This window comes from Halorubrum sp. SD626R (assembly GCF_001261915.1).
Lineage (GTDB): Archaea > Halobacteriota > Halobacteria > Halobacteriales > Haloferacaceae > Halorubrum.
Map to the genome: position 1 here is coordinate 25,092 of NZ_CVRT01000117.1, position 21,021 is coordinate 46,112.

21 protein-coding genes and 1 tRNA gene are annotated in these 21,021 nt (G+C 66.6%); 9 read left to right on the top strand and 13 right to left on the bottom strand.

Going from position 1 to position 21,021, the window contains the following annotated elements; genetic code table 11:
* Window position 1: 1 nt before the first annotated feature.
* The 6 genes from SD626R_RS12080 to SD626R_RS12105 form a co-directional block, all read right to left on the bottom strand.
* The gene (locus SD626R_RS12080) at window positions 2-868 is read right to left on the bottom strand and encodes a fumarylacetoacetate hydrolase family protein (RefSeq protein WP_092566601.1); all 867 of its coding nucleotides are present in this window, start codon (window positions 866-868) and stop codon (window positions 2-4) included.
* A 222-nt stretch (window positions 869-1,090) separates the two neighbouring features.
* Window positions 1,091-1,501, bottom strand: a complete 411-nt coding sequence (locus SD626R_RS12085; protein WP_092566602.1) for a hypothetical protein — start codon at window positions 1,499-1,501, stop codon at window positions 1,091-1,093.
* Between the two features lie 142 nt (window positions 1,502-1,643).
* Complete coding sequence (locus tag SD626R_RS12090; RefSeq protein WP_092566603.1) at window positions 1,644-2,576, bottom strand: carbohydrate ABC transporter permease; 933 nt, start codon at window positions 2,574-2,576, stop codon at window positions 1,644-1,646.
* 1 nt (window position 2,577) lies between these two features.
* On the bottom strand, window positions 2,578-3,543 hold the full coding sequence (locus tag SD626R_RS12095; RefSeq protein ID WP_092566604.1) for a carbohydrate ABC transporter permease: 966 nt from the start codon (window positions 3,541-3,543) through the stop codon (window positions 2,578-2,580).
* A 30-nt stretch (window positions 3,544-3,573) separates the two neighbouring features.
* Entirely contained in the window at window positions 3,574-4,935 is a 1,362-nt protein-coding gene (locus tag SD626R_RS12100; protein WP_092566605.1) for an ABC transporter substrate-binding protein, read from the bottom strand.
* A 127-nt stretch (window positions 4,936-5,062) separates the two neighbouring features.
* On the bottom strand, window positions 5,063-6,211 hold the full coding sequence (locus SD626R_RS12105; RefSeq protein ID WP_092566606.1) for an ABC transporter ATP-binding protein: 1,149 nt from the start codon (window positions 6,209-6,211) through the stop codon (window positions 5,063-5,065).
* A 115-nt stretch (window positions 6,212-6,326) separates the two neighbouring features.
* Here SD626R_RS12105 and SD626R_RS12110 point away from each other — a divergent pair, with 115 nt between their 5' ends.
* Window positions 6,327-7,502, top strand: a complete 1,176-nt coding sequence (locus SD626R_RS12110; RefSeq protein WP_092566607.1) for a mandelate racemase/muconate lactonizing enzyme family protein — start codon at window positions 6,327-6,329, stop codon at window positions 7,500-7,502.
* Between the two features lie 496 nt (window positions 7,503-7,998).
* On the opposite strand, the gene xacR is transcribed toward SD626R_RS12110, so the two are convergent.
* Entirely contained in the window at window positions 7,999-8,754 is a 756-nt protein-coding gene (xacR, locus tag SD626R_RS12115; protein ID WP_092566608.1) for an HTH-type transcriptional regulator XacR, read from the bottom strand.
* Between the two features lie 231 nt (window positions 8,755-8,985).
* Between xacR and SD626R_RS12120 the strand changes: the two genes are divergently transcribed.
* Together SD626R_RS12120 and SD626R_RS12125 are read left to right on the top strand one after the other, a co-directional pair.
* Window positions 8,986-9,795 (top strand): aldo/keto reductase, encoded by an 810-nt coding sequence (locus SD626R_RS12120; protein ID WP_092566609.1) that lies wholly within the window; start codon window positions 8,986-8,988, stop codon window positions 9,793-9,795.
* A gap of 105 nt (window positions 9,796-9,900) precedes the next feature.
* Complete coding sequence (locus SD626R_RS12125) at window positions 9,901-10,881, top strand: Gfo/Idh/MocA family protein (protein ID WP_092566610.1); 981 nt, start codon at window positions 9,901-9,903, stop codon at window positions 10,879-10,881.
* 39 nt (window positions 10,882-10,920) lie between these two features.
* Here SD626R_RS12125 and SD626R_RS12130 read toward each other — a convergent pair whose 3' ends face one another.
* Window positions 10,921-11,682 carry an SDR family oxidoreductase gene (locus SD626R_RS12130; protein WP_092566611.1) on the bottom strand — a complete coding sequence of 254 codons (762 nt, stop codon included), beginning with the start codon at window positions 11,680-11,682 and terminating at the stop codon, window positions 10,921-10,923.
* 191 nt (window positions 11,683-11,873) lie between these two features.
* On the opposite strand from SD626R_RS12130, the gene SD626R_RS12135 reads away from it, so the two are divergent.
* Window positions 11,874-12,803, top strand: coding sequence for an NAD-dependent epimerase/dehydratase family protein (locus SD626R_RS12135; RefSeq protein ID WP_092566612.1), 930 nt, complete (start codon window positions 11,874-11,876; stop codon window positions 12,801-12,803).
* A gap of 53 nt (window positions 12,804-12,856) precedes the next feature.
* On the opposite strand, the gene SD626R_RS12140 is transcribed toward SD626R_RS12135, so the two are convergent.
* Window positions 12,857-13,753, bottom strand: coding sequence for an SMP-30/gluconolactonase/LRE family protein (locus tag SD626R_RS12140; RefSeq protein WP_092566613.1), 897 nt, complete (start codon window positions 13,751-13,753; stop codon window positions 12,857-12,859).
* A gap of 160 nt (window positions 13,754-13,913) precedes the next feature.
* Here SD626R_RS12140 and SD626R_RS12145 point away from each other — a divergent pair, with 160 nt between their 5' ends.
* Window positions 13,914-14,174 (top strand): DUF7968 family protein, encoded by a 261-nt coding sequence (locus SD626R_RS12145; RefSeq protein WP_092566614.1) that lies wholly within the window; start codon window positions 13,914-13,916, stop codon window positions 14,172-14,174.
* A 187-nt stretch (window positions 14,175-14,361) separates the two neighbouring features.
* Window positions 14,362-15,804 (top strand): 2,5-dioxovalerate dehydrogenase, encoded by a 1,443-nt coding sequence (locus SD626R_RS12150; protein ID WP_092566615.1) that lies wholly within the window; start codon window positions 14,362-14,364, stop codon window positions 15,802-15,804.
* 851 nt (window positions 15,805-16,655) lie between these two features.
* On the opposite strand, the gene SD626R_RS12155 is transcribed toward SD626R_RS12150, so the two are convergent.
* Together SD626R_RS12155 and SD626R_RS12160 are read right to left on the bottom strand one after the other, a co-directional pair.
* Window positions 16,656-17,066: an SHOCT domain-containing protein gene (locus SD626R_RS12155; RefSeq protein WP_092566616.1), complete on the bottom strand. Its 411-nt coding sequence runs from the start codon at window positions 17,064-17,066 to the stop codon at window positions 16,656-16,658.
* An 80-nt stretch (window positions 17,067-17,146) separates the two neighbouring features.
* A complete protein-coding gene (locus tag SD626R_RS12160) occupies window positions 17,147-17,626 on the bottom strand; it encodes a DUF192 domain-containing protein (protein WP_092566617.1) in 480 nt (159 codons plus the stop codon).
* 61 nt (window positions 17,627-17,687) lie between these two features.
* Here SD626R_RS12160 and SD626R_RS12165 point away from each other — a divergent pair.
* A tRNA-Val gene (locus SD626R_RS12165) sits at window positions 17,688-17,761 on the top strand.
* Window positions 17,762-17,930: 169 nt separating this feature from the next.
* On the opposite strand, the gene SD626R_RS12170 is transcribed toward SD626R_RS12165, so the two are convergent.
* The gene (locus tag SD626R_RS12170; RefSeq protein ID WP_092566618.1) at window positions 17,931-18,614 is read right to left on the bottom strand and encodes a haloacid dehalogenase type II; all 684 of its coding nucleotides are present in this window, start codon (window positions 18,612-18,614) and stop codon (window positions 17,931-17,933) included.
* 131 nt (window positions 18,615-18,745) lie between these two features.
* Between SD626R_RS12170 and SD626R_RS12175 the strand changes: the two genes are divergently transcribed.
* Window positions 18,746-19,834 carry a sensor histidine kinase gene (locus SD626R_RS12175; RefSeq protein WP_092566619.1) on the top strand — a complete coding sequence of 363 codons (1,089 nt, stop codon included), beginning with the start codon at window positions 18,746-18,748 and terminating at the stop codon, window positions 19,832-19,834.
* A gap of 85 nt (window positions 19,835-19,919) precedes the next feature.
* Here the strand turns inward: SD626R_RS12175 and SD626R_RS17305 are convergent, their stop codons facing one another.
* A complete protein-coding gene (locus SD626R_RS17305) occupies window positions 19,920-20,045 on the bottom strand; it encodes a hypothetical protein (protein WP_255310163.1) in 126 nt (41 codons plus the stop codon).
* Between the two features lie 214 nt (window positions 20,046-20,259).
* Between SD626R_RS17305 and SD626R_RS12180 the strand changes: the two genes are divergently transcribed.
* Entirely contained in the window at window positions 20,260-21,009 is a 750-nt protein-coding gene (locus SD626R_RS12180) for a CbiX/SirB N-terminal domain-containing protein (protein ID WP_092566620.1), read from the top strand.
* Window positions 21,010-21,021: the final 12 nt, after the last annotated feature.

Below are 21,021 nucleotides of genomic sequence, written 5' to 3' on the forward strand. Positions count from 1 at the left end.
GCTACACCTGCGTGACCGAGTTCGTGATCCGACCGAGTTCGTCGATGTCGATCGAGATGGTATCGCCTTCCGCCAGCGTGAAGTCGTCGTCCGGGACGAGCGAGGTACCGGTGAGGAGGACCGCGAGTTCGGGGACGGCGTTGTGACGGCAGAAGTACGAGACGAGTTCCTCACAGCTGCGCTTCATGTTCGCAGTCGTCGTGGCGTCCTCGTACAGTCGGTCGCCGTCCCGTTCGATAGACATCTCCATTCGGAGATCGTGCGGGTCTGCGACCGTCTCGGCAGTGGTGACGCCGGGGCCGATCGCACAACACCGGTCGTACACCTTCGCCTGCGGGAGGTACAGGGGGTTTTCGCCCTCGATCGACCGGCTACTCATGTCGTTGCCGACGGTGTATCCGACGATCTCTCCTCTGAACAGAACGATCCCCAGTTCGGGCTCCGGGACGTCCCACGTGGAGTCCCCGCGGATCCCGACGGCCGCCCCGTCCCCGACGGTGCGGCTGGCGGTCGCCTTGAAGAACAGCTCGGGGCGCTCCGAGTCGTACACGTCCATATAGACGTCCGGACGATCGCTTTCGGCCTCCCGGGCCGTTTCGCTTATCTCGTAGGTGACCCCGGCCGCCCACACTTCGTCGGGGGCGATCGGTCGGTCCAGATCCTCCTCCAGTACCCCGGGCGACAGTACCTCCGCGGACTCGCTCAGTCGCGCTCCGATCCGGTCGACGGACGTCCCGCTCACGGCCGCGACCCGCGCCAGTTCGCGGAAGGTGTCCACCGGGTCGTCGGCCGCTCCGAGGTCGTACACCGTCCCGTCGATTTCGACAACCAGTCCCGTGTCAGCGTCGTCGAGGTTGTAGTACTGCATGGTTTAGTTGGTCGTCTCATGCGGGAGTTCCGCATGCGTGAACCTACCCTATTACTGGAGACATCTGTAATAAATTCACGGATCGATAATCGCCGCGACGCGGTCGGCGTCCGGGCCGACGTCCGTCGCTCTCGGACGTGATCACTCGACCGACGGAAGGGTCAGTAGTCGGCTCCGGTCGCCCGCAACGCGTCGTCCGGAATCCACGGGGGAAGAGCCGCGTCACCACTCGATTTCGGTCCGATCGATCAGCTCCTCCCACGCCCGGTCGGCACCGCCGTAGAACGTCACCCACGTGGCGACGCCGAACGCCACCACCGCCGCGACCCATTCCGCGACCCGGCCGAGTGTCCCGGCGGAGCCGAAGACGAAGCCGGCGACTCGAACGAGAACGTACGCGGCGGGGAGCAGCGACAGCTGATAGACGGCGAACCGGATGTACGTGTTCGTCCGCCGCCAGTAGCTCCAGCGGCTCGTGATCGCCGCGTACAGGGCCGGCGTGAACACGAGGGTGAACCCCGCCATCTGTCTGACCTCCTGCGTGCCGGTTTCGGCGGGAACGATCGTCCCCACGAGCGCGCCGGTGAACAGTCCCAAGCCGATCGTCCACGAGATCGCTAGGCCCCGGCTCATCGCCCTTGCGGCCCGGTACCCCGGTGTCCCATCGGTCGGTCACGCCGGCTCGGATCGGTTCGCATGGTAACGGCACGGCAGGGCGTCCGTGTAACGCTTTCGGGAGCGCTCGGTCTCGGTCGCTAAAAAACGTGAGACGGTGTCACCTGTCCGAGGCGAGTCCCTCCGCGAACTGCTCCGCGAAGAGGACGTAGATGATGAGGGTCGGAAGCGCGGCGACGAACGCTCCCGCCATCCGGAGACCGAAGTCGACGCCCGTCAGGTCGCTCCCGAGCCCGGACAACACGAGCGTCACGGTCGCGGCCGGGCTGCTCGAGCTCCCGATGAGCGTCAACGAGAACAGGAACTCGTTCCAGATCATCGTGAACTGGTAGATGAAGACGACGCCGATCATCGGCTTCGACAGCGGGAGCACGATCCGACGGTAGATGCTGGTGATGCTCGCGCCGTCGATCTTGGCGGCCTCGATGAGCTCGTCGGAGAGCGACATGTAGTACCCCCGGAACAGCAGCATGCAGATCGGGATCGCGTAGACGACGTGCGTGACCGTCACCGCGAACAGCCGCGAGTGTCGGGCGGTGAAGAACGGCAGGTTCCCCAGCGGCTCCAGCAGGCCGTCGACTCCGACGATGTTGATCCAGAAGTCCGAGAGCGGGACTAGCACCGCCTGATACGGGATGAAGATCCCGACCAGGAACAACACGAGGATCGAGAACTGAAGGCGCTCGTTCCAGTCGACCAGCGTGAGTCCGTACGCCGCGATGCTCCCGAGGAAGACGCTGGCTATCGTCGACGGGACCGACATGACGAGGCTGTTTACCATCCCCCGCGAGAGGTAGTCGAACGCCGTGCTCCACTTCTCCAAGGTGAACCCGTCGAGCCCCGGCGGGATGAACGGCGTCGTCGACGTGACCGCGCCCGTGGTCTTGAACGCGGTCACGAACCCGGTCCAGATCGGCGAGATGAAGAAGGCGAAGAAGAACATGACCACGAACGCGAGCCCGATCTTCCTGTAGTTGAGGGCCGGCAGTATCCGCGCGATGCTTTCCGCACGGGAGTGAGTTGGTTTGCTCATATCAGAGGCTCCCCTGTTTGTGCTGGTAGTGGAGATACGGTGCGATGATGGCGAGCGACATGACGAGCAGTATCGTCGCGATCGCGGCCGAGTACGCCCAGTTCTGTAGCTGGAACGCCTCGCGAACCATCAGGGTCGCGAGGATGTCCGTGGCCTGCGGCACGCGGTACTGCCCGAACATCGAGTAGAGGAAGGTGAACGCCTTCAACGCGAAGATCAACAGGATGACCGCCGCGCTGACGGACGACGACTTCAGCTGTGGAATGATCACGCGCCAGTAGGTCTTGAACGTGCTCGCGCCGTCGACTCGCGCGGCCTCGAACTGGTCGTCCGGAAGAGACTGGAGTCCGGCGAGAAACACGACCATGGCGTAGCCGCTGAACTGCCAGATGAGCGCGAATATCACGGATCCCAAGACCAGGTCGGGGTTCCCGATCCAGTTGTACGGTCCCAACCCGAACACGCCGAGGAGGACGTTCACCAGTCCGTTGTTGACGTTGTACATCCAGAGCCAGAACTGCGCGGTGACGACGAACGACAGCGCCATCGGAAGCAGGTAGATCGTCTGTATCTTCTCTTTGAACCGGATCTCCCGGTCGAGCAGGATCGCGAGGAACAGCCCCAACAGCATGGTGACCGTCGTGAAGACGATCATCAGTATGAACGTGTTCTTCGTGGTGACGATCACCGCCGGGTCCTGTAGCGCCTGGGCGTACATCTCCAGGTCCGGGCTCGTGAAGTCCGGCCGTTCGCGGAACCCTTCGTAGTCGGTGAGGGAGATCAGCGTGTTCCAGCCGATCCCGCCGTAGACGCCGAGTCCCATGATGCTGAACGGGATGAACCAGTAGGGGAAGCTCCGAACGAAGTCGCTCTTCGAGAATCGGTGTAGCCGGTCTCGCCAGTCCTCGGAGGTTGTGCTCGCGGAGACCGGTGGCGATCCGGCGACCGTGTCTTCTGAACGTGCCATGAATATGTGGTGAAAAGGTGAGGGTCGTCGTTATTCGAACACGGCCATCAGGGCTTCCGCCGTGGCCTCCGCGTCGTAGGGGTCGCTGAAGTTGTTGGCCATCGCGTCCTTACACGCGTCGAGCTCCTCGGGCGTACACGCGAGTCCGTGTGCGAGCGTCCGCGGGAACTGGTCGTGGTTGTTCAGGTGTTCCACGTTCATCGTGAGGAAGTCGTCGAGCTGGCCGTCGTCGATGTCCGTCCGGAGCGGAATGGACCCCTTGAGGTTGTTGAACCTGACCTGAAGCTCCGGGTCGCCGATCAGCTGGGCGAAGGCCTCGGCCTTGACCGGGGCGTTTCCGTCCTGGGGGAACATGAACGAGTCGAGGTGGAACACGTACATGCCCTCGGTACCCGGGAACGGGAGCCATCCCCAGTCCTCCTCGAACTCGAAGTTCTCCGCGTTGCGGTACATCCCCGCGGCCCAGTTGCCCATCGTGAAGAAGCCCGCCTCGCCGTTGATGAGCTTGTCGTTGGCCTCGGGGAAGCTGAGCGTCGCCCGGTCCTCGTTGGTGTGGGTCTGGATGAAGTCCTGCGTCTTCTCGAGCGCACGGACGAGCGCCTCCATGTCGCCGTCGCCGGCGAGCCACGCCTCGTAGGCTTCCTGTCCCTCGGTGCCCAGCATGATCTGCGCCCAGTACTGGAGGACCGTCCACGGCGCGATCGTCGTCGTCGTCACCGGGATGTAGTCCGTCTCGTCGGCGATCGTCTGGCGCGCGGTCGTGAACGAGTCCCAGTCGGTGATGTCGTCGGGGTTGACGCCGGCCTCCTCCAGAACGCTGATATTGTAGAAGAGGTTGTTCAGTCGGTGGGACCCGAGGGGAACGGCGCGGTACTCGTCGTTCATCCGGCACGCCTCGAGCGCCTTCGGAACCATCACGTCCTCCCAGCCCTGCTCCTCGTAGATCGAGGTCAAGCTGTCCAGCGTCCCGCCGTACTGGCTCATGTTGAGGCCGGGCCAGCCGGCGAACGCGTCCGGCGGGTTGCGGTTCGCCAGCCGTCGAGCGACCGTCGCGTTGAGGTTGACGTTCGCGTCGCCGCCGACCGGCTCGATCTGGTGTTCGTAGTCGGGATACCGCTCCTCGTACATCGCGACGATCTCCGCGGCCGCCTCGGCGCCGTCGCCGCCGGTCCATCCGTGGAGCGCTTCCATCGGGTTGTCCGTCACTTCCCCTCCGGAACCGTCGCCGCCGTTACCGCCGTCGCCGCCGTTACCCCCGTCGCCGCCGTCGCCGGACCCGCTGTTCCCGCTACAACCGGCGAGCATCACCCCGACGCCGGCCGCTCCGGTACCGATCACTTTCCGCCGTGTCAGGTAGTCACCGTCTCCGTCCGAGTTACCTTGTTCAGGCATACCATTGATTCTTGTATTCCTCATATATAATCATTTTGTTGTCCACGCTGACTTATGTCGCGAGTAACCGACCTACCCGAACCTACGTACCGCCGTCTTACGCTCTGTCGCCGCCGATCCGTCGCTCTTACTTCGTCCCGATCTCCTGTACTTGCTCGACCTCCTCGACGATACGGTTCCGGAGCGCCTCGCCGGTCGTGCCGTCGAACAGGTGGATCGCGTCTTCGGGGAACGACACGCCGACGCTCTGGCCGCCGGTGAGGTGTCGCATCCCGTCGACGGTCGACGTGAACGTCTCGTCCGTCGCGGCCTCGGTGAATCGTAGGTGGACGGCGTTCTCGTTGCCGTGGGGTTCGATCACGTCGATGACTCCGGAGAACTCCTTCGGGCCGGAGAGATCGTCGCCGATTTCGACGTTCTCCGGGCGAATCCCCAACACCAACTCGGTCGTTCCCTCGACGCTCGCGAGCGCCTCCTCGGAGAGCGGGTACTCGAACCCGTCGCCGACGAGGACGCCGTCCTCCAGCGTCACGTCGAAGAAGTTCATCGACGGCTCCCCGATGAATCCGGCGACGAACACGTTCGCGGGCTCGTGATAACACTGCATCGGCGTTCCGACCTGCTGGAGCGTCCCGCCGTCCAGGATCGCGATCCGATCGGACATCGTCATCGCCTCGGTCTGGTCGTGAGTGACGTAGATCGTGGTGGTTCCGAGGTCCTCCTGGAGCTGCTGGAGCTCCGTCCGCATCTCCGCCCGCAGCTTCGCGTCGAGGTTCGCGAGCGGTTCGTCGAGCAGGAACACCTTCGGATCGCGGACGATAGCGCGCCCCAGCGCGACGCGCTGCTGTTGCCCGCCCGAGAGCTCGCCCGGTTTCCGATCGAGGAGGTCGGTGATCCCGAGCATTTCGGCGGCCGTGTGGACCCGCTCTTCGATCTCGTCGTCCGGGAGGTCGCTCGACTCCTCCAGGCCGAACGCCATGTTCTCGTAGACGGTCATATGCGGGTACAGCGCGTACGACTGGAACACCATCGCGATATCGCGCTCCTGGGGCGTCTGCCGGTGGATGGGTTCGCCGTCGATGTTGATCGACCCGCCGGTCGGCGTCTCCAGTCCGGCGACCATTCGGAGCGTCGTCGACTTCCCGCAGCCCGACGGACCGACGAGAACGAGGAACTCGCCGTCTTCGATCTCCAGGTTCAGGTTGTCCACCGCCACGATCTCGTCGCCGTCGTCGTTGAATGTCTTCGTCGCGTCTCGTAATGAGAGGTTTGCCATGATATCTCATGATTGTTCGCCCTGATATATTTATTTGATTCGGTTCGGGGAGTCGGGACGCCGCGACGGTGAGTTCCGATAAGTTTAATATTGTTGTATCGGCGATGTAGGCCGTATGACCGACGCAACAATCACTGGTGTAGACACATACCTGGTCGCGAATCCGTGGAAGCCGTGGGTATTCGTCGAACTGGAGACCGACGCCGGCGTGACCGGGCTCGCGGAGGCCACCACGCACGACAAACCGCGGACCGTCGCGGCCGCGATCGAGGAGATGTCCGACTTCTTCATCGGCAAGGACCCCTTCGACACCGAGCAGATCTGGCTCGAGATGTACCGCGACGAGTGGTTCTCGAAGAACGTCATCAACACCACCGTCTGCTCGGCCGTCGACATGGCGTGTTGGGACATCAAGGGGAAGCTCCTCGATAAGCCCGTGTACGACCTCCTCGGCGGACAGGTCCACGGCGACGAGCTCCGCGCGTACGCCAACGGCTGGTACACCGACACGGGAGGCGAGCCCGAGGGGTTCGCCCGCGCCGCCGAACGCGTCGTCGACGACGGCTACGACGCGATGAAGTTCGACCCGTTCGGCACCGCCTGGCAGTCCATGACCCGCAAGGAGCAGAACAAGGCGGTCGACATCGTGCGTGCGGTCCGCGAGGCCGTCGGCCCCGACGTCGACCTGCTCATCGAGTGTCACGGCCGCTTCTCCGCCGGACAGGCCGTCGAGATCGCGCGCGAGCTGGACGAGTTCGATCCGACGTGGTTCGAGGAGCCGTGCCCGCCCGACTCGATCAACAGCCTCGCGGAGGTCGCCCGGAAGTCCCCGATCCCGGTCGCGACCGGCGAGCGCCACATGAGCAAACACGACTTCTTCGAACTGGTCACTCGGACGGACATCGACGTGTTCCAGCCCGACCTCATGAACACGGGCGGAATCACCGAGGGGAAGAAGATCGCCGGCCTCGCGGAGGCCGACCACGTCGACATCGCCCCGCACAATCCGCAGGGTCCCGTCGCAGGCGCGATCTACTCCCACTTCTGTACGTCCATCCCGAACTTCCGGATCCAGGAGATGTTCCAGACGTACGACGTCGACTGGGTCGACGACCTGCTGGTGGATCCCCTGAAAGTCGAAGACGGCTACGTCCAGATGCCCGAGGGGCCGGGATACGGTATCGAACTGAATCACGACGTCGTCAGAGAGCACGAGTACACCGAAGACAGCGTCCACACGATCAACCTCTTCGAGAAGGACTGGGAGAAACGAGAGGTCCAGCGCCGGTAACGCACGGCGTTTCGCCCCCACGGCCGGTTCCGCGTTCTCCTACTCCTCCTCCGGATCCTCGGGGTTTCGGCTTCGGTCGAGCTCCGGATTCCTCCGTTTTCCGCATGTTCACCGCTAAAACTATTCGGAGACGACGGTCTCCGGCGACCCACGACGGCCCCGTCGTACCCATCTTTGGTGTCCGTCCCACGGGAGTCGCGGCCCGCGGCTCCCGCTTCGATCCGCCGATCGACGCGGGTGTCGCCCTCGATCGGCATCTTGTTCTGTTTTAGGGAACAACATCTGTACCGCGGTTGCGAGGAATTACAATTGTATAATTGTAATACGAATCGGGAAATTAGAACGATATCCGCGGTAAAGGAGTCATTAGCGTACTATATAATGAACGTTTGCCGGGGTTAGCCGGCGCAAGAGACGATCCGACGAGCTATCAGGTCGAACCGAACTGAGCGTGTCTGTGATTACGAACGGTCGTTCTGGAAAACAGAACCCGATGCTAGTAGTTGATGTTGAGTTCGATGACGTTGGCCGCGCTGAGGACCCGCTCGGAGAGCTCTCCGTGAAGCTCCTCGTCGCTGACGCGGCTCATGGGAGCGGAAACGCTCACGGCGCCGAGCACCTCGTCGGAGGAGGACTTCACCGGAGCCCCGATACACCGCAGCCCTTCGAGGCGTTCGCCGTCATCGATCGCGTATCCCCGCTCCCGGACCGATTCCAACGCGTCGAACAGCTCCTCCCGGGATCCGATGCTGCGGGGCGTCTCCGGTTCGATCCCGTGCCGCTCGATGATCTCTTCGACGCGGGATTCGGGGAGATACGCGAGGACCGCCTTCCCCAGCGCGGTCGTGTGGAGGTTGGTTCTGAGGCCGGCGTACGTGTCGAGGTCGACCGCGTCTTCCCCCTTCGAACGCATCAGGTACACGCCGGTTCCCTGCTCTTCGACGAGGAGGTTGGCGAGTTCGCCCGTCTCGTCCGCGAGCGACTTGATTTCCGGTTCGGCCACCTGATAGAACTCCATCGACTTGCGGATCGATCCGCCGACCTCTAAGAACTTCAGTCCGAGCTGGTACCGGTCCCCCGTCTTCAGGACGTAGCCGTGGTCCCGAAGCGTGGTCAAGTGGTTGTGAACCGCGCTCTTCCCCATGTCGACGCCCTCAGCCAACTCCGTAACGCCGGCGGGGCCCCGCCGCATGAGCTCCTCGACCAGCGTGAGCGTCTTCTCCGTCGTTCGGACGGGGTGTTTGGCATCCATACGAACATCTTCTGTTCGTCCCCGTAATAAGCGTTCTGTGAATCAGAACGGTAGCGCCCGGAGATCGCGATTCACGCAGCGGCGGAGGGTCCGCGCCGTTCGCTCGTCGTTTCCACAATTCCGCCGCCAACGCGGCCGTAAGCCGTTCCCTCCCGACGGCGTCGCCCCCGGAGTCGACGCGTGCCGTCCGGGATCGAATGAACTACGACGGGCTAGCCGGTAGGGATCGGTATGACGTTCGAGTCGCTACCCCCGATCGGACTCGGTACCTGGCAGAACGACGACCCCGAACAGTGCGCCGAAACCGTCGCGACGGCCCTCGAAACGGGATACCGACACGTCGACACGGCGCGCTTCTACGAGAACGAGGCGGCCGTCGGCGACGGGATCGCCGCCGCGGACGTGCCTCGCGAGGAGGTCTTCCTCGCGTCGAAGCTCCATCCGATGGCCGAGGGACTCGCCCACGACGAGGTGTACGACGGCATCGAGGAGAGCCTCTCGCTCCTCGGCGTGGACGCGCTCGACCTCGTCTACGTCCACTGGCCGGTCGGTAACTACGACGCGGCGGAGACGCTGTCGGCGTTCGACGACCTCGTCGACGACGGCCTCGCCCGCCACGTCGGCGTTTCGAACTTCGATATCGAGCTGCTCGACGAGGCCACCGACGCGCTCGACGCGCCGCTCTTCGCGAACCAGGTCGAGCGTCACCCGATGTTGCCGCGAGACGACCTCGTCGCTCACGCACGAGAACACGGCTACTACCTCGTCGCGTACTCGCCGCTCGCTCGCGGCGAGGCGCTCGATCTGCCCGCGGTCGAGGCCGTGGCGGAAAAACACGGCGTCTCGCCGGCGCAGGCCTGCCTCGCGTGGGTCACGCACCCCGAGAACGTCGTCGCCGTACCGAAGGCGACCGGGAGCGCGCACTTATCGGACAACCTCGGCGCCGCCGATCTGGAACTCGATCCGGAAGACGTCGAACGCATCGACGACGTCGACGCGCGAAAGCGGTTCGTCGACCGCGAGGGCGCGCCCTGGCAGTGAGGGAACGAACGCCCCCATTAATCCGTGCGCCGGTCTGTAACCTCCCTCGGAATTCCCTTCGGGCCGACCGGGGTTTTTATATGGTTTCCAGATATCCGCCTGAGTATGCGATTCGGAATTGTCAGCACCGCGAACATCGGCGTCGAATCGGTCATCCCGGCCATCGCTGCGAGCGACCACGAGGTGGGGGCTATCGCGTCGCGCGACGGTGCGGCCGCGACCGCGCTGGCCGAGCGGTTCGATGTCGACGACGCATACGAGGGGTACGACTCGATGCTCGACGACGGCGAAATCGACGCCGTGTACGTCCCGCTCCCGAACGGCCTTCACGCGGAGTGGATCCGCGCGGCCGCCGACGCGGGTCTCCACGTCCTCTGTGAGAAGCCGCTGACGGGGAGCGCCGAGGAGACCGAGGCGGTCTTCGACTACTGCGAGGAGCGCGGCGTCACGCTCATGGAAGCGTTCATGTACCGCTTCCACCCGCTCACGGAGCGCGCGGCCGAAGTGGTCGACGAGGAGCTGGGAGACGTCCGCGCGGTCACGTCGGCGTTCACCTTCCGAATGCCCGACGGCGCCGAGGACATCCGCCTCGATCCCGACCTCGACGGCGGGTCGGTGTACGACGTCGGGACCTACGCCGTCGGCGCCGCGCGCATGTTCCTCGGCGAACCCGACCGCGTCTACGCCCGCACCCACGACGGCCGCGACTGCGGCGTCGACACCGAGATGGCGGGCGTCCTCGAATACGAGTCCGGTGCCAGCGCCCGCGTCCAGTCGGGCTTCGAGACGCCGCTCACCCAGTACTACCGAGTCGAGACGACCGACGGCTGGCTGACGGCCGAGCCGACCTTCGACGTCGACGTCGAGGGGGAAACCTCCCTGACCTACGGCGTCGACGGGCGAGAGGTCACGGAGACGTTCGACCCCGCCGACCACTACCGACTGGAGGTCGAACACTTCGCGGACTGCATCGAGCGCGGCGAGACGCCCCGAATCGACCGCGAGGAGAGCGTGAACCACGCTCGGGTCCTCGATGCCGTCTTCCGCAGCGCCGCGGACGGGGAGCCCGTTTCGCTCGACGACTGACGGCCGCGGGACCCCTCGAACCGGATCTCCGCCGCCGACTCAGAAGTGCGAGATCTTGTCGCGCCGATAGAGGTCCAGCGACGTGATCGAGTTCGGCGACTCCTGACGCACGGCGTAGGCCACGGCGTCGGCCACCTCGACGGCTTCGGTGACCTCGCCGGGTTCGAACGCCTCCTTCGAGGGCGTCCCGCTTTCGGAGCCGAACTCCGTGCGGACTTCGGTCGGGTTGATCGCGGAGACCGCGACGTCGTCCTCGCCGAGGCTCGCTTGGAGACTGATCGCGAAGCCCCGGGTCCACCACTTCGTCGCGGCGTAGACCGGGTTGGCCGGTCGCGGGTGGTTCCCCGACATACTCCCCATGAACACGAGGTGTCCGGCCGTCTCCTTCAGGTGGGGGATCGCCTCGCGCGCGGTGTAGAACATCCCGTCGATGTTGACGCCGCGCATCAGCCCGTACTCGTCGTCGGTCAGTTCGGCGACCGGCTCGTCGACCGCGAGGCCGGCGTTACACACCGCGACGTCGAGTCGGCCGAAGCGTTCGACCGCGGCCTCGACGAGCGCCGCGACGGCGTCGGAGTCGGTCACGTCGGTCGTGACGACCTCGACCGCGGCGCCCGTCTCCGACCGGATGTCCGCGGCGACCGACTCCAGTCTCTCCGTGCGTCGAGCCGCGATGGCCACGTCCGCGCCGTCCTCGGCGAGGACGCGCGCGATCTCGGCGCCGATGCCGGAGCTCGCGCCGGTCACGACTGCCGCCTGTCCGTCCAGTGGGTCCACTCGTTGACTCGGTCGTTCCGTCATACCCTCCCTGCGGACCGCGTGATGGTATGCGTTTCCCCTGATCGTCGGTGGACGCTCGCACGGGTGCCGTTCCGCTCCGTCCGAGCGTCGGCCGGCGACCGGTCGCACCGGAGCGGTCGTTCGTGGCCCCGCTCCCGCTCGGTTCCCAGCAACAGAACATATATACTCGGTGCCTCCGTGCGTCCGGACGAATGTCACGAGCAGTCGTTACCGGCGGTCTCGGCGGTGCGGCGAGTTGGGTCGTCTCGTCGCTCGCGGACCGGGGCTGGGACGTGCGGAGCATCGACTTCCGACGGCCGAGCGACCCGGGCGCCGGGCCCGCGAACGTCGACTTCCGCGCGGCGGACCTGACGGACCAGGGACAGACGTGGGAACTGATATCCGAGTTCGACCCCGACTACGTCGTCCACTTCGCGGCTTACCCGAACCCCCTGGGACACGGGGGCGCACGCGTCTACGAGAACAACACCATCAGCACGTACAACGTCCTCTCGGCCGCGGGAAGCGCCGGCGCAGATGTCGTCTGGGCCTCCAGCGAGACGGTGTACGGAACCGTCTTCGCGGAGCCGTCCTTCCTCCCGGACTACTTCCCCATCGACACCGACCACCCGATGCGGCCCGAGGACCCGTACGGGACCTCCAAGGTCGCCGGCGAGGAGATCGCGAAGATGGTGACGCGGCGGTACGACGTGTCCGTCGCCTCGGTCCGCCCGTCGTGGATCAACTACCCTGGGGACTACGACGCGACGACGATCCGCGAGCACTTCGACCCGGAGACCGCGAGCCTCGACGACGACTTCGGCGTCACCTTCCACAACGCGGTCGGCAACTTCTTCTCGTACGTCGACATCCGCGACGTGGTCTCGCTGACCGAGCGCGCGATGGAGGCCGACTTCGACGGCCACGAGCCGTTCATGGCCGTCGCGAAGGAGAACCTGCTCGGCGTGGACACCGCCGACGCCGTCGAAGCCACGTACGGCGACCTCCCGCCCGAGGTCGACCTGGCGGGCGACCAGTCGGCGATCGATTACAGGAACGCCCGCGAGGTCCTCGACTGGGAGCCCGAACACTCCTGGCGCGAGGCCGAAGACGAGTCCGTCGACGGCCCGAGTTTCGTCTGAGACCCACGAGACCCGCGGTAGCCGAACCCCCGCGACGGCGCGTACGACGACGGTCAGGGGTCGACGGCGGACCGGAACTCGGGCCGCCCGGTCACGCCGAGGTCCACGCGATAGAGGCTCCCCGCGCCGCTGCCTTCGGTTTCGCGGGTCTCGACGCAGGCCGTCGTCACGTAGGCGGCGTCGTAGTCGTCGCCGGCGAATGTCAGCGACGACACCTTTCGGGGGTCGAACGAGACGGTCCGCTCGTGGGTCCCGTCGGGCGCGAACCGGTGGAGCGCGCCCCCGTTCCAGAACGCCGACCAGACGTGACCCTCGCTGTCGACGGTCAGCCCGTCGGGGTAGCCCTCGATGTCACTCGCGTCGACGAACACCTCCGGATCGGAGAGTCCCCCGCTCGCGCGGTCGTAGTCGTACCGATAGATGTACCCCGGTTCCGCCGGGTCGACCTCGCAGGTGTCGGTGAAGTACAGCCCCGACAGGTCGGGCGTGAATCCCATCCCGTTCGGGAGCACGCAGGACTCCCGGACGAGTGAGAACGTCCCGTCGGTGTCCAGCCGGTAGAGCTGCCCGGGCAGGTCCCGTTCGGTGTCCGGCATGACGCCGGCGAAGACCCGTCCTTCGGGGTCCGCGATGACGTCGTTGAACCGCTCGTGGAAGCGGTCGGGGTCCGGTGCGACGACGGTCTCTGTCGTCCAGTCGCCTCGGGAGAGTCGTCGGACCGCCCCGGCCTCTTGGAACAGCAGTAACGACCCGTCCCGCTGGATAGTGAAGCCGCCGATCCGTTCGGTCTCGTCCCGATAGACGCATTCGTAGTCGTCGTCCGCCGGGTCGTAGCGGTAGAGTCGTCCGTTCGGGATATCGCTCCAGTAGAGGCGTTCGTCTCCGGGATGCCACAGCGGTCCCTCGCCGGTCTCACACTCGATGTCGACGACCCGTTCGGGCGTGCTCATACCGCCGACAACGACGGGTGGGGTTGAAAAGCACGGGGGCGACTCCGTCCGGCTCCCGGGTCGCGTCCCTCCCCGGTCACGGTAGCCGGAGGCGCGACCGTCGGTGGCCGAGGGCCGGAGCGGGCGAAAGGGATATTCTCACCCGGCGGCTACGGCTCGCATGACCGCCGACGCTGATCGCGTGCTGCTCGCCCACGCCGACGCCGTCTCCGAGGAGTTACACACGACCGTCTACACCCGGTACCTCCGGCGGTCGAAGGCCGGTCCGGTCGCGGTCGGTGACGAGTGGTCTGAAACGGTCTCGCGCGGGTGCGGTCGGACGACGCCGGTCACGCTCACCGTGCGCGCGGTCGAGGGGGGCCGGCGGATCGGTCCGGAGACGGCGATCGACTACGAGCCCGTCGAGGGCGCGCCCCCGTAGACCGCCGTCCCGTCACGTTCGGCCGGGCGGCGGTCACGTCGGAGGGGTTCACCTCGTCTCAGCGGCGTGGCGGGGATCGTCACCCCCGTCCGATCGTGTCCCGTCTCGTCGGCTCCGGCGGGCAACGAGTCGCGGTTCCGACGGCCGTCCCAAAGCTTCTCATACGTCGACTGTGTCCGTACGGCTGATGACGGAGACCAATCACAACTATGTCGATGGCGAATGGATCGCCAGCGACACCGGAGAGACGTTCACCGTACGTAACCCCGCCGACAGATCGGACGTCGTCGGCGAGTTCCAGCAGTCGGGAACCGCCGACGCCGAGGCGGCCGTCGAGGCGGCCGGCGAGGCCAGCGAGCCGTGGGCCGACACGCCCGCTCCGGAGCGGGGACGCGTCCTGCGAGCGGCCGGACAGAACCTCGCGGACCGCAAGGACGAACTCACAGAGACGCTCGTCCGCGAGGAGGGGAAGGCCCGACCCGAGGCGGCCGGCGAGGTCCAGCGCGCCGTCGACATCTTCGCGTACTACGCCGCGAAGGCGAGCGATCTCGGGGGGACGGTGAAATCGTCGAGCAGCGAGGACACGCGGCTGTACACGGTGAACGAACCGGTCGGTGTGGCGGGCCTTATCACGCCGTGGAACTACCCGATCGCCATCCCGGCCTGGAAGATCGCGCCGGCGCTGGCGACTGGCAATGCGATCGTCTTCAAGCCGGCCTCGCAGGCCCCCGCCGTCTCGCGGAAGCTCGTGGAGTGTCTGGACGAGGCCGGACTGCCCGACGGCGTCCTCAACTACGTCAGCGGCCCCGGCAGTAAGGTCGGGAAGGTCTTCTCGACGCACGAGGCCGTCGACGCCGTCTCGTTCACGGGCAGTTCGGCGGTCGGCGACACCGTCGGCCAGCAGGCCAACGAGACCGGCAAGCGGGTCCAGCTCGAGATGGGCGGCAAGAACCCCGCCGTCGTGATGCCCAGCGCCGACGTCGACGAGGCCGTCGACATCGCCGTAAGCGGCGCCTTCGGCGTCACCGGACAGGCCTGTACGGCGACCTCGCGGGCCATCGTCCACGAGGACGTCTACGACGAGTTCGTCGAGGGCGCCGTCGCGGCGGCCGAAGCCATCGAGGTCGGTCCCGGTCTCGACGGGGCCGAGATGGGACCGCAGGTCAGCGAGAGCGAGCTCGACAGCACCCTCGAATACGTCGATATCGGCGTCAACGAGGGGGCGACGCTCGAAACCGGCGGCGGCGAGGTCGACGCCGGTGACGGCTTCTTCGTCGAACCGGCGGTGTTCTCGGACGTCGAGCCCGGGATGCGGATCGCACAGGAGGAGGTCTTCGGCCCGGTGCTGGCCGTCATCCCGGTCGGAAGCTACGAGGAGGCCGTCGAGGTCGCCAACGGCGTTCGCTACGGCCTCTCGGCCAGCATCGTCACGCAGGACCTCTCCGAGGCGAACCGATTCGTCGAGGACTCGGAGTCCGGCGTCATAAAAGTCAACGAGAAGACGACCGGACTGGAGTTACACGTCCCCTTCGGCGGGATGAAAGACTCCTCCAGCGAGACCTACCGCGAGCAGGGCGACGCCGGACTCGACTTCTACACCATCTCGAAGACGGTGTACATGAACTACTGAGCGGTCGCGCCCGCAGCGGGTCGTCTCGTCGAACGCGGCGACGACCGCCGTCCGACCGATACCGGGTCGCCGTCACCCCGTCGTACGGATCCGTGACAGCCCGTCTGCAACCTGCCGCTGGAACGCTCCGATAGGGCTGTACGATTACGCACACTCCGTGCGAACGCGAACGATCTGAGCCGCCCAGTCGGAGCGTCCGCGTCGGTGTGTTTAGTAGTTAAAATTTGAGTATTCCGAAAAAGTATAATAATACAGTTATTTCTAGTTCGGTTTTCACACCGTTCATCTCCAAATCCGGGGACGCGGCTGCGACACGTCCGCTGAAGCGGGATCGCAGTGTCCACGGGAGCGATCGCGTTAGATTCGCAATGACGTTACTGTTCCGATGAAACGGCTTGTAATTGTGTTTGATAGTAATTTAGGGTTATGAAATTGATTAATCAAACCACAAGAGGGGTAATCTATCGACAGATCGAACAGCGGGCTCATCAGCTGTAACGCGATCCGATTTCGGCCTCCTTCGGCTGCCAATCGGCTTGTGACCTCGGGCATAGACGTAGATCGACTCCTGACCTGCTAGATATATCATAAAAGGTTGTATATGAGAAATAAAGAATAGTAGAGATTCTGAGGCGAACGTTCAGTGCGATCGGCCGACCGGTATCGGCGTTCGCGTGTCGAACCCGGACTCGCTACTGACGGCCGATCTCAAATCGACCGAACGGCGGGCGGCGAACGACCGGCACCGCGGTCCCCGTCGCGGCGAACCGGCCGACCCGATCGACGGGGTGTTCGACTACTGTCCCTCCCCGCTTGCCCGACAGTTCGACGGCGAGAACGGCGCCGATCGGTCACTCCCGGATCCGTTCGACCTCGCGCCGGATCCCCTCGCGGACCCGGTCGGCGGCGCCGTCGCCGGGGCGGTCGACGGTCTCGGCGTCCTCGGTCTCCAGCAGGCGATCGAGCTTCCGCTCGAACTCCCGCTCGTCGATCTCGCCGCGCGCGTAACGCTCCCGGAGGGCGTCGAGCGCGGGGTCGGCGTCGCGCTCCTCGTCGCCGTCGTCCCGGTCGGGAAGCGGCCGCGTCAGCGTGTGGAGGACGGGGAGGGCGACGAACAGCCCGAGGAACCAGACCAGCGGGAGGGTCCACCAGAGTCCGGTGGCGAGCGGGGCGGCGACGCCGCCGCCCACGACGAGGAGCGCGAACACCCGCCGCCAGCGGTGGCGGAGGTTCCACGCGATCCGTGCGGGGAGTCCGGTCATGCTCGGGGCGACGACTGCGAGGGGGAAATCGGTTTCGTCGCGGGCGACGCCGCCCCGGGAATCGCCGCCCGATCGGCGTCTCACTCGCGATCGACGACGATCCGGTCGCCCGGCTCGATCCCGTGGCGCTCGCTCCAGCCTCGCGGCACTTCGAGGACGTACCGACCGATCCCGCGATACCGGGTGTAGGGCGGCGACCCCGGCGTCGCCTCGTGGACCGTCGTGACCGTCCCGTTCGGAGCGACGAAGACGATGTCGAGCGGGAACGCCATCTCCCGCATCACGTAGGCGCGCTCGGTGGCGTCGCCGTGGACGAACAGCATCCCCTCGCCCTCGCCGAGCTCGTCGGTCGCGGAGAGCCCGACGTACCGCTTCACGAACCCGTCGGCGACGCGGACCTCGACGGTCGTGATCGCCTCGCCGGTCTCGCCGTCGACGGCCTCGACGGTCGCCGTCTCGTAGCCGGTGATAAGGAGGGCCGGGTTCGCCGCGGCGACGCCGAGCGCGACGAGGGCGATCAGCGCGAGGCCGGCGGCGATCCCGACGAGGCGGCGGTTCACGGTCGACGTTCGCGGCACGGAAGGAAATCGTTTTCCGCTCTCGGCGGGTTCGGACGGGTGCGGGCTCGTGGTCTAGCTGGTTATGACGCGGCCTTTACAAGGCTGAGATCGGCGGTTCGAACCCGCCCGAGCCCACTTGTCGGCGCCGCGAACACATCGTGAGCGGCGCCGCCGTGACTGTTCGAGGGCGGGTTCGAACCAGGGAGCGGGAGGTGAGCGAGCGCAGCGAGCGAACGGGAGCGACTGAGGTTCGAACCCGCCCGAGCCCTCCACGCCGCTCACCGTCGCCCTCGGCCGTCCCGACTCAGACGCCAAGCGCGTCCGCCAGCTCGTGGATCGACTCCACCGTGCGGTCTGGCTCCCCGTCGAACGGCTCCCACGGGGCCCCCTTCCGGTCGAGTCGGATCGCCTGCATCCCGGCGTGGGCGGCGCCCATCACGTCGAACCAGCCGGCGGTGACGTGAACGACCTCGTCGATCGGCGTCCCGGTCCGGGCGGCGCCGTGGCGGTACAGCTCCGCGGCCGGCTTGAACGTCTCCACCTCGTCGGCGCTTATGGCGTCTTCGACGAGGTCCTCAATCTCGGCGTGTTCGACCATCGAGTCGAGCATCTCGGGGTTCCCGTTCGAGAGCACGTACGTCTCGTAGCCGCCCTCGCGCAGCCGCTCGATCCCCGACCGGACGTCGTCGAACACCTCCAGCTCGTGGTACACCGCGAGGATCTCGTCGCGCTCGGCCGCCGGGAGGTCGACGCCGTGCGCTTCGAGGGCGTGCGTCAGCGCGTCCCGGTTCATCTCGTAGAACGGCTGGTAGGCGTCGATCGCGTTCGCGACGAACGTGTACGCCAGCGACCGCGACCGCCACAGCCGCGACACCGGCTCGGGGTCGGGGACGCGGTCGGCCAGCGCGGCCTCGGCCGCCTCGACGTCGACGAGCGTGCTGTACGAGTCGAACGTCACCGTCCGGACGCGGTCGGGGTCGAAGGACATTCGCGTGGTCCTTCGACCGCCCGCGGCATTACTTCGGGTGGTCGTCGCCGTCCGGCGATGGGCTCCGGTTCGACCGGGCCCTCACGAATCTTTATGAACGGTGGGACTCTCGGTCCGGCAACGCGTCGCGTATGAGTCCATCAGACGACCCTATCCGCGTCCTCCTCGCCGCGGCCCCCGCCGACGGCGACGCCTCGTCGACGCCCGCGGCCCGGTCGCTCGAACGGCGGGACGACCGCCTCGTCGTCGAGACCGTCCGAGACCGGGACGACGCGGCGGCGCTGTCCGGGACCGACCGGTTCGACTGCGTCGTCGCCGAGACCGGCTTCGCCGACGGCGACGGGCTCGGGTTCCTCGTCGACGGCGCCGACGGATGCGGCGCCCCGCGCCTCCTCGCGATCGACGCGGCCCGCGTCGCCGACCCGTCGGCGGCTCTCGCGGAGGCGCTCGCGGCGGGCGTCACCGACGTCGTTCGCTGCTTCGAGGGCGACCCGGCGGCCCGGTTGCTCGCGCACCGGATCGGTAACGCGGTGGCGTCGGACCGCGCCGCGGCCGAAGCGGACCGCCAGCGCGAGCGCCTCAACCGGTTCGTGAGCGGTGTGTCGCACGACCTCCGCAACCCCCTCAACGTCGCGCAGGGGCGGCTGGCGATGGCCCGGGACGACCCCGAGGGCGACAACCTCGACACCGCGGCGACCGCGGTGGACCGCACCCTCGAACTGATCGCGGACCTGCTCGCCCTCGCGAAACAGGGGGAGGCCCCGCGCGAGCTGGAGTCGATCGGACTCCGCGAGACCGTCGAGGCGTGCTGGACCACCGTCGCCACCGGCGACGCGACGCTCGTCGTCGAGGGCGACGCCCGCGTGCGCGCCGACCCGAGCCGGCTGAAACAGCTCATAGAGAACCTCATCGGCAACGCGGTCGCGCACGGCGGTGACGGCGTCACCGTCACGGTAGGTACGCTCCAGCCGATGTACACCTCGACGCGCGCCGAGGCGCTCCCGGCCGGGTTCTACGTGGCCGACGACGGCCCGGGGATCTCCGAGGCGGAGCGGGACCGCGTCTTCGAGGTCGGCTACACGACCGCCACCGGCGGCACCGGCTTCGGGCTCAACATCGTTCGGGAGGTCGCCGCCGCCCACGGCTGGGACGTCGACGTCACCGAGAGCGCCGACGGCGGCGCCCGGTTCGAGGTCACCGGCGTCGACGTCGAGGACTGACCGAGTCGCGGCGAACGCGCTCCGGTGTCCTCCCGGTCGAAAAATCAAAAAAATGCGGCGATCGCGGCGCGCGGGTCGACCGCCCTCACGGCGCCCGCGTCCCGATCGCGATCGGTCGCGCGTCCAATTCCTCGGTCGCGTCTCCCGGCGGGACCCGGGTGCGCGTCCCGATCGGCGATTCCTCGGTCGTCGCGGCGTCGTCGTTCGTCATCGCGAGTGGAGTCGGCTCGCACGCGCTAATGAACGTTCCGTGTTAACAGTTCTAATCGGCTTCCAGACGGGGAAGTGTAATAGGGGATTGAGAGGCGGGCCGGTCCGGGGCGGTCCTCGACGGCTCGCGCCGAGACCCGTGGATAAACTATTTACCCGAAGCCCGATATCCCCGTAACAAGCTCGATTGCAGTAGAACAAAACTAATTGTACTCATGTCACGAGAAACGGTAGTCCTCGTCGGACGGAGTGAGGTCCGATCGGTCGCGGAGCGGCACGCCGACCGATTGCGGAACGCCGGCATCGCCGACGCGGTCACGACCGCGACGTACGAGACGGAGCCGGAGGCGGAGCTCAGGGAGCCGCTCTCGGCCGTCACCGGAGATCGGACGTACGCGGTGCCGCTGTGTTTCGCGCACACCCACGAGACGCTGAAAGGCGTCCCGAGGGCGCTCGCTCGGCTCTCGGGCGATGTCCGGTACTGCGACCCCATCGGGAAGAGCCCGGCCGTGACGGACGCGATCCGCGACCGGGCGAGGGCGGCGAGCGACGCCGACTCGCTCCTGCTCGTCGCCTTCGGCAACAGCCGCGACGACCACGCGCGGACGTCGGCGAGTTTCCACGCGGCCCGCCTGCGGGACGAGTTCGACGAGGTCCGCGCGGCGTTCCTCCTCCAGAGTCCGGCGGTCGAGTGCGCGCGCTACACGCTGCGGGCCGACAGCGCGGTCGCGTGTCCCCTGTTCGTCGCCGACTGCGAGGCGACCCGGGACCGGATCCCGGAGCGGCTCGAACTGGGCCGCGGGGGGATCGACTACGCCGAGCCGTTCGGGACGGACGACGCCGTCACCGACGCCATCGCCGTCGCCGTCGAGCGCGCCCGCGCCAACGCGGAGGTCTCGGCCCCGAGCCCCGACCTCGTCGCCGACGTCGAGCCCGTCGCCACGGACGGCAGCGGGCGCGACTGACGCGCCGCGCCC

Coding starts and splice junctions, on each gene's coding strand:
- SD626R_RS12080 (WP_092566601.1), bottom strand. CDS start 868: ATGCAGTACTACAACCTCGACGACGCTGACACGGGACTGGTTGTCGAA.
- SD626R_RS12085 (WP_092566602.1), bottom strand. CDS start 1,501: ATGAGCCGGGGCCTAGCGATCTCGTGGACGATCGGCTTGGGACTGTTC.
- SD626R_RS12090 (WP_092566603.1), bottom strand. CDS start 2,576: ATGAGCAAACCAACTCACTCCCGTGCGGAAAGCATCGCGCGGATACTG.
- SD626R_RS12095 (WP_092566604.1), bottom strand. CDS start 3,543: ATGGCACGTTCAGAAGACACGGTCGCCGGATCGCCACCGGTCTCCGCG.
- SD626R_RS12100 (WP_092566605.1), bottom strand. CDS start 4,935: ATGCCTGAACAAGGTAACTCGGACGGAGACGGTGACTACCTGACACGG.
- SD626R_RS12105 (WP_092566606.1), bottom strand. CDS start 6,211: ATGGCAAACCTCTCATTACGAGACGCGACGAAGACATTCAACGACGAC.
- SD626R_RS12110 (WP_092566607.1), top strand. CDS start 6,327: ATGACCGACGCAACAATCACTGGTGTAGACACATACCTGGTCGCGAAT.
- xacR (WP_092566608.1), bottom strand. CDS start 8,754: ATGGATGCCAAACACCCCGTCCGAACGACGGAGAAGACGCTCACGCTG.
- SD626R_RS12120 (WP_092566609.1), top strand. CDS start 8,986: ATGACGTTCGAGTCGCTACCCCCGATCGGACTCGGTACCTGGCAGAAC.
- SD626R_RS12125 (WP_092566610.1), top strand. CDS start 9,901: ATGCGATTCGGAATTGTCAGCACCGCGAACATCGGCGTCGAATCGGTC.
- SD626R_RS12130 (WP_092566611.1), bottom strand. CDS start 11,682: ATGACGGAACGACCGAGTCAACGAGTGGACCCACTGGACGGACAGGCG.
- SD626R_RS12135 (WP_092566612.1), top strand. CDS start 11,874: ATGTCACGAGCAGTCGTTACCGGCGGTCTCGGCGGTGCGGCGAGTTGG.
- SD626R_RS12140 (WP_092566613.1), bottom strand. CDS start 13,753: ATGAGCACGCCCGAACGGGTCGTCGACATCGAGTGTGAGACCGGCGAG.
- SD626R_RS12145 (WP_092566614.1), top strand. CDS start 13,914: ATGACCGCCGACGCTGATCGCGTGCTGCTCGCCCACGCCGACGCCGTC.
- SD626R_RS12150 (WP_092566615.1), top strand. CDS start 14,362: ATGACGGAGACCAATCACAACTATGTCGATGGCGAATGGATCGCCAGC.
- SD626R_RS12155 (WP_092566616.1), bottom strand. CDS start 17,066: ATGACCGGACTCCCCGCACGGATCGCGTGGAACCTCCGCCACCGCTGG.
- SD626R_RS12170 (WP_092566618.1), bottom strand. CDS start 18,614: ATGTCCTTCGACCCCGACCGCGTCCGGACGGTGACGTTCGACTCGTAC.
- SD626R_RS12175 (WP_092566619.1), top strand. CDS start 18,746: ATGAGTCCATCAGACGACCCTATCCGCGTCCTCCTCGCCGCGGCCCCC.
- SD626R_RS17305 (WP_255310163.1), bottom strand. CDS start 20,045: ATGACGAACGACGACGCCGCGACGACCGAGGAATCGCCGATCGGGACG.
- SD626R_RS12180 (WP_092566620.1), top strand. CDS start 20,260: ATGTCACGAGAAACGGTAGTCCTCGTCGGACGGAGTGAGGTCCGATCG.